General features: G+C 55.6%; 10 protein-coding genes. 4 read left to right on the top strand and 6 right to left on the bottom strand.

Features of this window, described 5'->3' with window-relative positions:
- The first annotated feature begins 188 nt into the window (after window positions 1–188).
- The 4 genes from gap (at window position 189) to tpiA (ending at window position 3,825) form a co-directional block, all read left to right on the top strand.
- Window positions 189–1,193: a type I glyceraldehyde-3-phosphate dehydrogenase gene (gene gap / locus AC5S16_RS19405; RefSeq protein ID WP_493931758.1), complete on the top strand. Its 1,005-nt coding sequence runs from the start codon at window positions 189–191 to the stop codon at window positions 1,191–1,193.
- Window positions 1,194–1,328: 135 nt separating this feature from the next.
- Window positions 1,329–1,703, top strand: a complete 375-nt coding sequence (locus AC5S16_RS19410; protein WP_493931759.1) for a RidA family protein — start codon at window positions 1,329–1,331, stop codon at window positions 1,701–1,703.
- 18 nt (window positions 1,704–1,721) lie between these two features.
- A complete protein-coding gene (locus tag AC5S16_RS19415; protein ID WP_493931760.1) occupies window positions 1,722–2,936 on the top strand; it encodes a phosphoglycerate kinase in 1,215 nt (404 codons plus the stop codon).
- 139 nt (window positions 2,937–3,075) lie between these two features.
- Complete coding sequence (tpiA, locus tag AC5S16_RS19420) at window positions 3,076–3,825, top strand: triose-phosphate isomerase (RefSeq protein WP_493931761.1); 750 nt, start codon at window positions 3,076–3,078, stop codon at window positions 3,823–3,825.
- Window positions 3,826–3,873: 48 nt separating this feature from the next.
- Here the strand turns inward: tpiA and AC5S16_RS19425 are convergent, their stop codons facing one another.
- The 6 genes from AC5S16_RS19425 to AC5S16_RS19450 all read right to left on the bottom strand — a co-directional run bounded on the left by AC5S16_RS19425 (window position 3,874) and on the right by AC5S16_RS19450 (window position 12,874).
- Window positions 3,874–6,864, bottom strand: coding sequence for a M14 family zinc carboxypeptidase (locus AC5S16_RS19425; protein ID WP_493931762.1), 2,991 nt, complete (start codon window positions 6,862–6,864; stop codon window positions 3,874–3,876).
- A gap of 147 nt (window positions 6,865–7,011) precedes the next feature.
- Entirely contained in the window at window positions 7,012–8,352 is a 1,341-nt protein-coding gene (locus AC5S16_RS19430; RefSeq protein WP_493931763.1) for an MFS transporter, read from the bottom strand.
- A gap of 52 nt (window positions 8,353–8,404) precedes the next feature.
- On the bottom strand, window positions 8,405–9,646 hold the full coding sequence (locus tag AC5S16_RS19435) for a hypothetical protein (protein WP_493931764.1): 1,242 nt from the start codon (window positions 9,644–9,646) through the stop codon (window positions 8,405–8,407).
- A 143-nt stretch (window positions 9,647–9,789) separates the two neighbouring features.
- Window positions 9,790–10,164: a hypothetical protein gene (locus AC5S16_RS19440; RefSeq protein ID WP_493931765.1), complete on the bottom strand. Its 375-nt coding sequence runs from the start codon at window positions 10,162–10,164 to the stop codon at window positions 9,790–9,792.
- 16 nt (window positions 10,165–10,180) lie between these two features.
- Window positions 10,181–11,788 (bottom strand): DHA2 family efflux MFS transporter permease subunit, encoded by a 1,608-nt coding sequence (locus AC5S16_RS19445; RefSeq protein WP_493931766.1) that lies wholly within the window; start codon window positions 11,786–11,788, stop codon window positions 10,181–10,183.
- A gap of 81 nt (window positions 11,789–11,869) precedes the next feature.
- Window positions 11,870–12,874 carry a VWA domain-containing protein gene (locus AC5S16_RS19450; protein WP_493931767.1) on the bottom strand — a complete coding sequence of 335 codons (1,005 nt, stop codon included), beginning with the start codon at window positions 12,872–12,874 and terminating at the stop codon, window positions 11,870–11,872.
- Between the last annotated feature and the right edge of the window lie 261 nt (window positions 12,875–13,135).

Below are 13,135 nucleotides of genomic sequence, written 5' to 3' on the forward strand. Positions count from 1 at the left end.
TTGTGCGCGGTTTTCGCGCAATGGGTGGCAATAAATTTTGCTAATCTCCCCCAAAGCCTTTCTTGATATTGACCACAGTGCTAGCATCGATATTTAGTGGACCGCCGGCGGTGGCTCACCATCATTCTTGAACCGTGATCTTCGCAGCAAAAATCTTTCAGTAACCTACAAGAAGGAGAAAAGTTTGAATGGCAGTTAAGGTTGGCATCAACGGCTTCGGCCGCATCGGACGCAACGTCTTTCGTGCCTCGCTTGGCAATCCTGAACTTGAAATTGTCGCCGTAAACGATCTCACCAGCCCCGCTACTCTAGCCCATCTGCTCAAGTACGACTCGATCCTGGGCAACCTCAAGCACGAAATCGTCGCCACCGAAGACTCCATCTCTGTCGATGGCAAAAAGATCAAGGTCTTCGCCGAAAAAGATCCCGCCAAGCTGCCCTGGGATTCCGTCGGCGCACAGGCCGTCGTCGAGTCTACTGGCCGCTTCACTGACGCCAACGCAGCCAAGGCTCACATCCAGGGATCGGTCAAGAAGGTCATCATCTCCGCCCCGGCCACAAACGAGGACGTCACCCTTGTGCTCGGCGTGAACGAAGACAAGTACGACGCCGCAAAGCACAATGTCATCTCGAATGCCTCCTGCACCACCAATTGCCTCGCGCCAATCGTCAAGGTGCTGCATGAGAACTTCGGCATCGTGTCGGGCATCATGACAACGATCCACAGCTACACCAACGATCAGGTCATCCTCGACTTCCCGCACAAGGACCTCCGCCGCGCCCGCGCCGCAGCCATCAACCTCATCCCCAGCTCGACCGGCGCTGCCAAGGCCCTCAAGCTCGTCATCCCGGCCATGGACGGCAAACTCGACGGCTTCGCCATCCGCGTCCCAACTCCGAATGTCTCGGTTGTCGATCTCACCTTCATCGCCGAAAAGCCCGCCACGGTAAAGTCCGTGAACGAGGCGCTGAAGAAGGCTGCTGAAGGCGAGCTGAAGGGCATCCTCGGCTATGAAGCTGGCGAGCTCGTATCGAGCGATTTCAAGGGAGACGCCCGCTCCTCGATCGTTGACGCTCCGCTGACGAAAGTCGTCGGCAGTTCGGTCAAGGTCATCAGCTGGTACGACAATGAATGGGGCTACTCAAACCGTGTTCGCGACCTCATTCTCTTCCTCGCGAAGAAGGGTCTCTAGTCCAGGAAAAGTAAGCTTGAAATGACCCCTTCGCTGCGCTCAAACCCAAGTTTGTCATCCTGAGCGCAGCGAAGGACCTGCTTTATCTATGAATCCATAGCCCGCGCAAAGCGCGCACCTTTCGGAGCATTCCCGATGCGCCAGAACATCTCAGGCTCCTCACCCTTCGAACCCATCATCGGATTCTCCCGCGCCGTGCGCATTGGCGACACAGTACACGTCTCTGGAACCGGCCCCGTCGGCGCCGACAACGCAGACGCCGCTACGCAAACCCGCCACATCCTCTCCCTTATCCAGAAGGCTCTTGAAAAATCAGGCGCAAAGCTTGAAGATGTTGTGCGCACACGCATGTATTTAACGCACGTCGAAGACTGGGAGTCCGTTGGCCGCACGCACGGTGAATTCTTCGGCCACATCCGTCCGGCTGCAACTATGGTGGTTGTTGCCCAGCTTCTTAACCCATCCTGGCGCGTCGAAATAGAAGCCGACGCTGTAATTTCAAACTCTTGAGAGTGAGTACGTTCTGCTATGTCAAAACTATCCATCCGCGATCTTGACCTGCAACACAAACACGTCCTCATGCGTGTCGATTTCAACGTGCCCCTCACCGAAGACGGCACAGAAATCACCGACGACACCCGCATCCGCGAAACTCTGCCTACTATCGAATACGCGCTGCGCCACAAGGCCAAGCTCATCCTCGCCTCGCACCTCGGCCGCCCCAAGGGCAAGGTAAACCCGAAGTACAGCCTGCGTCCCGTAGTCGACCGCCTGCGCGTGCTCCTCGACCATCACCTGGGTGAAAGCGTCAACGTCGCCTTCTCGCCCGATTGCGTCGGCGAAATTGCCACCGAGCTCTCGCGTCAGCTTGAGTCCGGACAGGTCCTTCTGCTTGAAAACCTGCGCTTCCACGCCGAAGAAGAAGCCAACAACCCAGCCTTCGCCAAAGAGCTGGCGTCCCTCTGCGAACTCTACGTCAACGACGCATTCGGCAGCGCGCACCGCGCCCACGCATCCACTGAAGGCATTACGCACTTCGTCAAGCAATCCTCCGCTGGTCTGCTCATGGAAAAAGAGCTGAAATACATGGGCAAGGCATTGACCGAACCGGCAAAGCCCTTCGTCGCCATCCTTGGCGGAGCAAAAGTCTCAGATAAGATCGAAGTCATCGACAACCTGCTCAGCAAGGTCGACGCGCTTCTCATCGGCGGCGGCATGGCCTACACCTTCCTCAAAGCCAAAGGCCAGGAAGTCGGCAAGTCACTCGTCGAAGCCGACAAGATCGAAGTAGCCAAAGAAGCTCTCAAAAAAGCCGAAGAGAAAGGCGTGCGCTTTCTGCTGCCCATCGATCACGTACTCGCCGACAAGTTCGCCGCCAACGCAAAAACGCAGATCTTCGAAGGCGACGGCCCCTTCCCCGAAGAGTGGATGGCACTCGACATCGGCCCCAAAACCATCGAGCTTTTTTCTGCAGAAATCGCCGAAGCCCGTACCATCGTCTGGAACGGCCCCATGGGTGTCTTTGAAATGCCGGCCTTCGCGCAAGGCACCACAAAGATCGCCAAAGCCGTCGCAAAAAATGTAGAGGCCATCTCCATCATCGGTGGGGGCGATTCTGTAGCTGCCGTAAAACAGGCCGGAGTAGCCGACCAGATTACGCACATCTCCACGGGAGGCGGCGCTTCGCTCGAATTCCTGGAAGGCAAAAAACTCCCAGGCGTCGAAGCGCTGACAAACAAATAAGCAAATCAACAATTGCTGAGGATGAAATTGTTTTGAAGGGGCACGGCTTCAGCCGTGCCATAAATGCTCCCAAAAGGTGCGGCTTAAGCCGCTGAGGGATCGTTTTATATCCTATTCATGCACTTATCAAGGGACCCCAATGCGCAAACCACTCATCGCAGCCAACTGGAAAATGTACAAAACCCCGGCGCAGGCCGAGGAATACGTAAAAGCCTTCCTCCCTCTCATCGCCGGACATGACCGCGACGAAATCGCCCTCTGCCCTTCCGACACATCGCTGTGTGCAGTCGTTGCTGCTGTCGCCGGATCAGGCGTCAGCGCGGGAGCGCAGAACATGCATCAGGCCGAGGAAGGCGCCTATACAGGCGAAACTTCAGCCGCCATGATCGCAGCAATAGGAGCGAAGTACGTCATCATCGGCCACTCGGAACGCCGCCAGTACTTCTGCGAAACTGACCAGATCGTGAATGAAAAGCTTCACACCGCGTTCCGGCATCAGCTCACACCCATCCTTTGCATCGGCGAGTCTCTCGAGGACCGCGAATCAGGCAAAACCGAAGAAGTGCTCCTGCGCCAGGCCTCACGCGCTCTCAAGGGAGTGCCTCCCACAGACGCCGAAACCATCGTCATCGCCTATGAGCCTGTATGGGCCATCGGCACCGGAAAAACGGCGACCCCAGACTTGGCCGCACAGGCGCATTTCACGATCCGCAGTGAAATCGCCCACCTCCTCGGACGCGCCGTAGCCGACAGCATTCGCATCATCTACGGAGGCAGCGTAAAGGCCGACAACGCGTTCCCGCTGCTGAATCAGCCAGGAATCGACGGCGCACTCGTAGGCGGAGCCAGCCTTGATCCGCAATCCTTCGCCAGGATCGTCAAGTATTAGCAAAACACGGTTGCCCCATCCCGACGGGAGTCAGGGTGGGTTGGCTACTCAGTGATGACTTCCTAACTGGTCGAAATTCAAAATGGCATTGAACACCAGCGAATAACTCCCGATCGTCTCTCCGCGATAAATAGGATCGTTTCCAAAAAGCAGCACAGATCCTTTACCCAGATGAGCCATCACGACCGCGGCACGCTGCGCCAATTGATCCCCATGGTCCAGCAGCCCGGAAACGAGCAAAGAGTCTTTGTCGGCAAAACGCAGAACCACCCGCGGACGCAGCTCCTCCGGAATTACATTGGGATTGTTGCGCACCTGCTCTTCGTTAAGTGGCATCGCTTCCCACGGTTTCGGATGCGGGCGCTCTTCAGGCGCAACAAAAACACGCCCCTGCGGAGTATCAGGATCATCTGGCCCGCCGCGTCCCGTCGGACGTTCTTCGCTTCCACCCAGGCGAGGCGAACGCGTGCCTCCAACTGTATTGCTTATGTTAAAGGCCATGCCCGACTCGCTGTAGACCGTGAATGGCTTCGTATATCCATAAAGCAGAGGACTCTTCGCATCAACGATGGCTGTCCCCAGCAGCGACCCGACGACTTTCAGCTCGCCGCGCTGCGCCACTGAAACTCCCGGAGCAAGGCCAGTCTCGACTGCAAACTGCGCTGTGTCCTGCGAAGTAATCAACAGCCCGCCCTGCTCAACAAAGTGGCGCAGATGATCGACGCCAGCATAGCCCAGCCCCGGACGCATGTCGTCAGTCGAATCGATCAGTCCGAGATTCGGCGTAAGATCAGTCTTTTTCCAGGGCATAGCATTGCCCCACATCGGCAACCCTTCGATGATCTGCTGCGTGCGCCCGCCGCCCACAGGAGCAAACAGGATCACGTCATACTTCGAGCGCAGATCGTCTTCCCTGCTCACCGTCTGCGTGTTGATGTAGTCAAACGGAACGCCGAGTTTATCGAGAGCCTGCCGCCACCAGCCTTCCGTCTGCGTGGCCAGCCACGTATGCATCATCGCGATGCGTGGTGCGTTGATCTGATGCATCGCTACAGACGGAACAGCACATTGCTGAGCTAATGACAAGTGCGTTTTCCCAAGTGCCATTACTACTTCATCGTGGGATATATCTCTGATGACTAGGGAGCCAGCCGGGAACTGCTGCTTATCGTCCGTAGTAAACGGAGCATCCGTAACAGACATGGTTGCATTCTTCAGCAGATACCTCAAAGTAATGAGACTCGGGTCAGCATGATTGGCCACAACAAAGACAGGACAATTTCCCAACGAGCCATCATACCCCCAGTCAGCAGGGACAAGCTCCATCGGACCCTTCAGCACCGCAGGATCCGTCACCCGCACTGCTTCCACATTGAACAGCGCCGGCAGCGACCACCCCGTATCGTCATACGGAGTCTTCTGCGGATCATTCGGCGCCCAGTACTGCCGGTCGAGCAGCGCATCGGCAATGCGGGAATAAGGCTGGTCCATGCGAATGACGTAGCTGCCGGCAGGAAAGGTCCGCTGCTCCGTCTTCGGCTCCGATGGCTTCGCATTCGCATCCTGACTCTGACCATCGCGCTTTGGTTTCACCGGAAGCGCAACTGTCACCGGAGCAGTCGTCCTGCTGATCTCCACATGCTGCGCGCGCAGAATGTCGAGCAGCATCCGCTGGCGGTCCGGCGACTCATCATTCGCAGGCAGCACATATGCCGCTGGGCCCGAGTCCGTCGGCTTCAGAATCGACCGCTTGCTCTTGAGATAGAAGTTATTGAGAAAAGTCTGCGCGTTCTCGGCAAAGTATTTGAGCGAAACCAGCAGCGCCGTCTGCTCATAGTTGTTGTTGTCGCGCTGTGACCACTTTATCTTCGGATAAGGCGGATTCTGCCGGTACCACGTCCGCGAGTACTCATCCGGAGTCAGGATGCGCTCAACCGTATCCGCTCCGCCGTTACCGAACGTCTCATACAGCCGGCTGATGCCGTTGTGCGTAGCCGCCATGAACATCAGGTAGCCCGGGCTCCAGGTATCGAAGTTACCATGCGTAAAGACACCCGGCATCCCAAACTTCGTCATTTCCTGCACGTTGTTCCATCCGATCATCTGCCACTCATTGGTCAGCACCGGATCGAGCCATGCATTGTAAGGCCCATCACCCACAGTGTTGTCATAAAGGAACGGGACAGACTCATGCAGGTCATGCAGCACCTGCGCATGCCAATCAAGATAAGTATTGAGCACATTACGGGAAAGGTCGAGAGTCAGCGTCATGGCATCGCGATTGTTGTCGTGTGCCACATAATGTCCCCAGTAAACCAGCCGAGGATAGTTCTCTCCCGGATGCGCCTTGTGCCACTTGTAGATGTCCACCATGCGATCGCGCCCATCCACTTCCACCACCGGAGTGATGAGCGTAATCATGTGTGTGCGGATGAACTGAATGTAAGGCGAGTCATCGACCACGAGCCGGTAAGCCAGCTCCATCAGTGCCGTAGGCGCGCCCGTCTCAGGCGAATGGATTGTGCCCGTAATGTAGTAGACCGGAACAGACTGCTTCACCAGCTCCGCAGCCGTCGCATCGTTCATCTCGATCGTGCGCGGATCGGCGAGCTTCGCCAGTCGTGCATCGTTTTCTTTATAGCTCTTGAGCAGCGATTCATCTGCGATAGCCGCAGCGATCATCTCGCGGCCCTCTTCCGTGTGCCCGATGGTGAAGACCTTCACTCGCGGACTCGCCGCTTCAAGCATGCGGAAATACTTGTACACATCCTCCGCGTATGGAAGCATGTCGGGCGCGCCAGCAACATCGCCCAACGCCTTTGCCGGAGTAGGAACCGTCTGCGATGCAGGCAGGTAATTCGTAAGCTGTGAATTCAACTCCGGCAGTGTGGTGTATTGCTTGATGTGCGCCGTGTACTCCTGATCGACAGGCTGCTTTGGATCACGCGCATACATCTGGTCAACCTGGGCTGTCACCGGCAGACAAAAGAGCACCGTGCAGAACAGAAATGTTCTGCGCAAACAAGCAGAGGATCGCATCACCGCTCCTGAAATCCTGATGGGTATGGAATACGTTTATGGATACTGAGAATACCAGAGGAGCCGGTTTGTCATTCTGAGCGGAGCGAAGAATCCAGAAAGTCTAACGTAGTTGAAGAAGCCTGGAGTTTCTCATGAGGAACCGCATCAATTGCTCGCTTCCTCTTCCACCACCACAGGCACCCGTGGCTGAAGAATCCCAAGTTGCTCATAAATCGGACGCATTTCTCTGCGAATATCTTTCAGGTGCAGCCAGAACCAGAACGCTCCGGCAATGCAGGCAACACCGCTGATCATCACCGTGTGCGGAGCGCCCACAGCGTGTGCCAGCGCACCAGCCAGCAGGCTGCCAAAAGGCGCCATGCCTACAAACGCCACGGTGTAATAGCTCATCGTGCGACCGCGCATTTCTTCCGGCACCAGCGTTTGAATGATGGTGTTGCTCGCGGTCAGTCCCTGCATCATGCCGAAACCCGTAACCAGCATAAGCAGCATGGAGAGCCATTGAACCTTCGAGAACCCAAAGGCCAGCAATCCAAGGCCGAACACAGCCGCTGCAATGGGAATCATCTTCGTGAGCCCGCGTACAGACTTGCGCATGACTAGTGAGAGCGCCGAGACTAAAGCACCCACTCCGAGCGCGCCCATAAGGAAGCCGAGAGTGTGCGGGCCGCCATGCAGTACCTGCGCCGCAAACACTGGCATGAGCACAACGAAAGGCATCCCCATAAGGCTGACGAGGGCAAACAGCAGCAGGATATTGCGAATCGGAGTAAAGCTGGAAACATAAGCCCAGCCTTCCTTCATCTGCTCCAGCATTGAGGTGGCCGCACGAGCGACGGCAGCGACCTTCACCCGCATTAGCAGCAGCGAAGCGATCACCGCAATGTAGCTAACGCCATCGATGAGGAAGCACCAGCCCTCGTTCGTGGCCGCAATCACCAGCCCGGCGAGCGACGGCCCCACAAGCCGCGCCATATTCACCATTGAGGAGTTGATGGCAATCGCATTCGAAAGATCGCCGCGGTCTTCCACCATCTGCACCATGAAGGATTGGCGTCCGGGCATATCAAACGCGTTGATAATGCCTTGAAACGCGCTCAACGCCAGCACCTCATGAATGTTGATGACGTGTGTCAGCGTGAGCGCCGCGAGCAGTAAGGATTGCACCATCGCCGCCACCTGTGTCCAGATCAGGACCTTACGGCGGTCCATACGGTCCACCAGTACTCCGGCAAAGGGCGCAAGCAGAAAGGTGGGAATCTGCCCGGCAAAGCTGACAGTGCCCAGCAGGAGCGATGATTTTGTGAGCCTGTAGACCAGCCATGATGTCGCAATGCGCGTCATCCAGGTACCGATCAACGAAATGCTTTGCCCGCCAAAAAACAAGCGGAAATTGCGGTGGCGCAGGGCGCGGCACGCATGAGAATAGTCCCGCGATGCTGCGGGTTTTTCAGTCTTTATTTGTTCTCGTGTCTCATTTGCCATGCAAAGCGTTATACAGATTTGATGTTATGAACAAAGTAAATGATGCGAAGCCTCACTTCCCTACCGGGCGAAATCGTAAAAAGACAGTTACGCCCATCGGATCGCTTCCGTACACCAGCTGCAGTCGTGAACCGGGGCTGTACACAGATACCTGAGCGCCAAGAGCTGTAGCCCAATGCGGCAACAGCCCGAAGTCACGATCATAGCCGAACGTATAGGCCTGCACACGCCCCGCCGGTTCTTCTTCAAAACCAGAAGGCACTGGATTTTCACCCAACAGCAACTCGCTGGTGCGGTCCACATTTTCCATGCGCGTCCAAACATAGTTCTGCTTGTGAAATCGCAATGTAGATTCGAATAGATAGCTGTTCTGGATCACATTGTCTGTGAGCGAGCGCGTCCTGCCCCATGCAAGTGTATTAGCCCAGTTGCCTCGCGAGCTGTTTCCGAGCGGATGGTTGTACATGACGGAGGCTGTCATGCGTTCCTGGTCTTCGTTGGGAAAGAGCGCTTCAGGGCTGTGAATGCGCCCGTAGGAATATTGCCCGCTCCACTCCTGGCCCGGCTGCACTGTCAGCCGCGTCGACCAGGAATCAATCGCGCCCTGCTGCACCTGCCAGCGATGTTCGCTAGGCTCGCGTCCATGAAATCCACTGGCCTCGATGCGAGCGATGCCATGAGTGAATCCGATAGTGATGACATCATCAGCGATATGCGTCGAATCTTCCTGATGATGCCCCAACGTGCCCACAGGATTTTCCAGCGCAGAAGCACGATGCGGATAAGCAATCGGCCCAATAGCTGGATCGCCAACCGGCGCAGCGTAAAACGTCAGCAGCGATTTCTCACCCAGCTTCCAGTCGTAGATCGCCGCCAGTTCCATCAGGAAGTTGTGCGGGTGCTGTCCATCGACAATAGGCTTGCCGTATGCAGTTTCCCCCTGCTGAAAAAGCAGCGGATAACGACGGTCTGTCACCGTCGCAGGCTCAAGGCTCAGCATGGTTCGCAGGGTCAAATATCCATGCCCAAGCTTGCGTTGCGCCATGGGCATAAACCAATTGGTTGAGAAAAACTTGTCTCCACCACGCTGGCTGGTCTGCTGCGTGTCTATAACGAAAGCGTTGGCGTGGAACATCAGCATCCAGTCACCCTGCATCTTCATCCACATCGGCGTCGGCGTGGAGTTAGGCTCGGCGCTGGTACCGGAACTGGCATGGTGCTCAATCTGTTGAACGAAGCTATGATTACCACGGTCCATCAACTCTGACATGCCCCTGTCATTCTTCATCGGCATGGACATGCTCTCCTGCGCCACTGCTGCACTGCAAAGCAGGAGGAAAAGAAAGAAAATTCTGATCACAACAACTCCCCATCACGAAAAAAGGAAAAGCACGCGGCAGGATAGATACCGCAGTTTTCAGAGCGAGGAGCGAAAGATCAGATACGAAGAGGAGGGTTACTGGAAGGCTTTAATAGAGAGCCGGAAGACGAGTCCAGATGAGAAAAAACAGCGAGCTCAATGTGCACTGGACTCACACAAACCGCAACGTTCTCAAAAATGAGCGATGTCGTTGCATTATCAACTGCTGCAACGACAGTTGTGTTGTCCTGTGGATGATCACAGTGATGCACATCTGTCAGAGTTACTGCACCAGGATGCTTGCAGTGCTCCATCGAGTGCTGCGCATGGTGCGGGCAGCATGCGCTGGTCTGCGTCTGCGGAAGACACGTCATCTCACATGCTGCTGATGCAACAGTCCCCGCTACCAGCAGGAAAGTCATGATCGCAGCGAAGAGGATGCGTACTCGCATAAGCAAATCTTAGCACTCAATGGACAGCGATTTCGCCGCCGCCCCCCGGTTTGTTCTTACGCAGCAACAGGCTCATGGGAATCATTACCAGCGACGCTCCACACAGAATGAAGTACATGTCCTGATAAGCGACAGCATGGGCCTGCTGCTGCAGCATGTTGTAAATCTGCCCCTGCGCCAGATAATCCGCATTTGCCGACCCAGCGCTCCTGGAGAAAACGCTGCCCAACGCGTTGACCTGATTCTGCAGGTTCGCGCTCGAAGGCGAAAGGTGCTTGAGCATCTGGTTCTGATGGAACTGCCCCAGCTCAGTAACGCCGGCATTGGTAAGCGAAATCAAAATGCTGCCGCCAATATTGCGCACAAAGTTGATCAGCCCTGAGACCTGGTTATTCTTCTGCAGCGGCATTCCAAAATATGCCGCCGTAGTGACCGAAATAAACACAAATGGAATCGCCGCAACCTGAACCACACGCAGGAATGACGCCATTCCAAAGCTCAAGCCAAGATTGATGCGTGTTGCGGTGAAGTAATACGAACAGGCAAAGCAAATGAACCCGAAAAGAATAATGTTTCGCGCCGGAAAGCGGCTGACTGCCTGCCCGGCCAGCGGCATCATGAAGAGTAGTACAACGCCACCTGCTGAAAGGGACAGGCCGGCAATCGTGGCGGTATAACCAAGTTGTGCCTGCAGGAACTGCGGCTGTAGCACAGTCGTAGCGTTCAGCAACCCTCCGGTAAAGAGCATCAGGAAACAACAGGTTGCGAAGTTCCTGTTCTTCAGCAGGCGCAGTTCCATGATCGGGTTTTTCGCTACCCACTCCCACGCAAGCAGCAATACGAACGAGACAGCAAACGCGATCCCGAAGAAGCGGATGAAGTCGGAATCGAACCAGCCTTTCTCTTCGCCCTTATCAAGCGTGATCTGCAATGCAGCCATCGAAATGATAAGCAGTGCAATTCCCATTCCGTCTACATGGCGCAACCGGCTCCGGTCTGCCTTGATCCATGGCGGATCATCGACCATGCGCTGCGTCAGCACTAACGCAAGAATTCCAACGGGAATATTGATGTAAAAAATCCAGTGCCAGCTGTAGTTGTCTGTAATCCACCCGCCGAGCGTCGGCCCGATCGATGGAGCAAGAATCGCAACGATCCCATAGAGCGCAAAGGCCAACCCGCGCTTTGCCGGCTCGAAGGAGTCAGCCATGATGGCCTGCGCCATCGGCTGCAGACCGCCTCCACCAGCGCCCTGCATCACACGAAACAACAACAAAAGCGGTAATGAAGGAGCAATGCCGCAGAGAAATGAGCTGATGGTAAAAATCACAATGCAGAACATGAAAAAGTTCTTGCGGCCCATCACGCTCGCCGCCCATCCGCCCATGGGAAGCACAACGGCGTTTGCAACAAGATAAGCAGTAAGCACCCAGGTGCTTTCATCCTGGCTGGCGCCAAGACTGCCGGCAATATGCGGCAACGCAACGTTGGCGATCGAAGTATCGAGCACCTCCATAAACGCGGCCAGGGCAACTGTCGCTGCAATAGCCCATGGATTTGCACGCGGACGCCATCGTTCTTGAGCTACCAGCTTCGGTTCAGCGATTGCTTCGCTTGTCGCCATGCTTCACTTTCATTTTCTTGAGTACTAATTCTTTTGATGCGCAAAATCAAGGCAATGGCACAAAGACTATCGAGACCTGCATCAGCGTAATGAGCTTCCAGCTGCTGCGTCATTTACTGCCCAATAGCTGCTGCGTGCCACTACGCGCGCTTTGTAATCATTGTCGAGCTTCACTTCAATTCGATGTAAGCCGGGACTAGTGTCCGTGGGGCGAAAGCTGAGGATGTACCGGTTACGCGCATGGCTCGCAAGCTCCGCAACGCGATCTTCAAAACCTTTCTCCTTGGTGAACGCCGCATACTCGCCGCCGCTCATCTGGGCAAGCTCGCGGGCTGCGTTCTTATGGACTGCCGCAACCGCCATCATCAAAGGAGCAAGCACATTGATGGAAGATCCCCCTTCAGCATTGCCTTTCCCCCACTCCATCAAGCCGGCCTTGGTTGGAGAAAAAGTCAGGCTCAGGACCAGCGTGTTGCTTGTGCCAATGCGTTCGACCAGATTCTCCGCGCTGAAGGTCTTGCTCCCATGATCGCGCGACTCGCTGATAAGCAGAAGAACGCGGCGATGATCGGGAGGGCGATGTTCCAGCAGATCAACCGAATATCCAACCGCATCCAAAATCGCCGAGCCGCCATCACCGGGCTGCATCTGACGCAGATCATCAGTAATTGCACTTGTGTCGCGCGTGAAGCCTTCAAGATAGAGCGGCTTTGAGTCGAAGACCACCAGCGCCGTTTCTCCTCGCCCTCCTGCAGTAAAAAGATCAAGCAGCGGGCCCAGCCTGGCAAATTTGTCGAACTCCAGACCGCTCGACCGCCCACGCTGAATGCAGACGACCAGCGACACTGGCTGCGCATCAAGATCATCGTCCACATGGATGTTCTGCTTCACACCATTATCTTCAAGGACGAAGTCTTTTTGCGTGAGCCCGTAAACAACTTCTCCGGATGGCTTTTCCACAAGAGTGGGCACCAGCACAACACTGGTATTCACACGGATGGTTGGAGGCGGTTCTTGATCAGGCAGCGATTTTTGCACAGACTGCGCCGGAGCATTCTGGGATTGTTTAGGCGGTTCACCAGGCAAGGGTTCCTGCGCCGCACAAATCTCGATTGCCCCGAGCACAAGCCAGGAGAGGAGCCAGACACACCTGAACGAAAAAAACATTACAACAACAGGGTACAGCGTGCAGGCTTACTGCTCATGATTCATGGCTTCGCGTAGAAAGTCTTTTCAGATGATCTATCTCATCCGTCCAGCGCAGGAATCGGGTAAGATTCCACTTCTCGTGCCAAAGAAAGGACAGCACGTCACGGGATTGCAATGTCTCAGCCTTTTTTCCCGAAT

It is taken from the genome of Acidobacterium sp. FHG110202_01 (assembly GCF_059115305.1).

Bases quoted from the DNA above. Each gene is read 5' to 3' on its own strand.
- AC5S16_RS19445 (WP_493931766.1), bottom strand. From the start codon at position 11,788: ATGGCGACAAGCGAAGCAATCGCTGAACCGAAGCTGGTAGCTCAAGAA.
- gap (WP_493931758.1), top strand. From the start codon at position 189: ATGGCAGTTAAGGTTGGCATCAACGGCTTCGGCCGCATCGGACGCAAC.
- AC5S16_RS19415 (WP_493931760.1), top strand. From the start codon at position 1,722: ATGTCAAAACTATCCATCCGCGATCTTGACCTGCAACACAAACACGTC.
- AC5S16_RS19430 (WP_493931763.1), bottom strand. From the start codon at position 8,352: ATGGCAAATGAGACACGAGAACAAATAAAGACTGAAAAACCCGCAGCA.
- tpiA (WP_493931761.1), top strand. From the start codon at position 3,076: ATGCGCAAACCACTCATCGCAGCCAACTGGAAAATGTACAAAACCCCG.
- AC5S16_RS19435 (WP_493931764.1), bottom strand. From the start codon at position 9,646: ATGCCGATGAAGAATGACAGGGGCATGTCAGAGTTGATGGACCGTGGT.
- AC5S16_RS19425 (WP_493931762.1), bottom strand. From the start codon at position 6,864: ATGCGATCCTCTGCTTGTTTGCGCAGAACATTTCTGTTCTGCACGGTG.
- AC5S16_RS19410 (WP_493931759.1), top strand. From the start codon at position 1,329: ATGCGCCAGAACATCTCAGGCTCCTCACCCTTCGAACCCATCATCGGA.
- AC5S16_RS19440 (WP_493931765.1), bottom strand. From the start codon at position 10,164: ATGCGAGTACGCATCCTCTTCGCTGCGATCATGACTTTCCTGCTGGTA.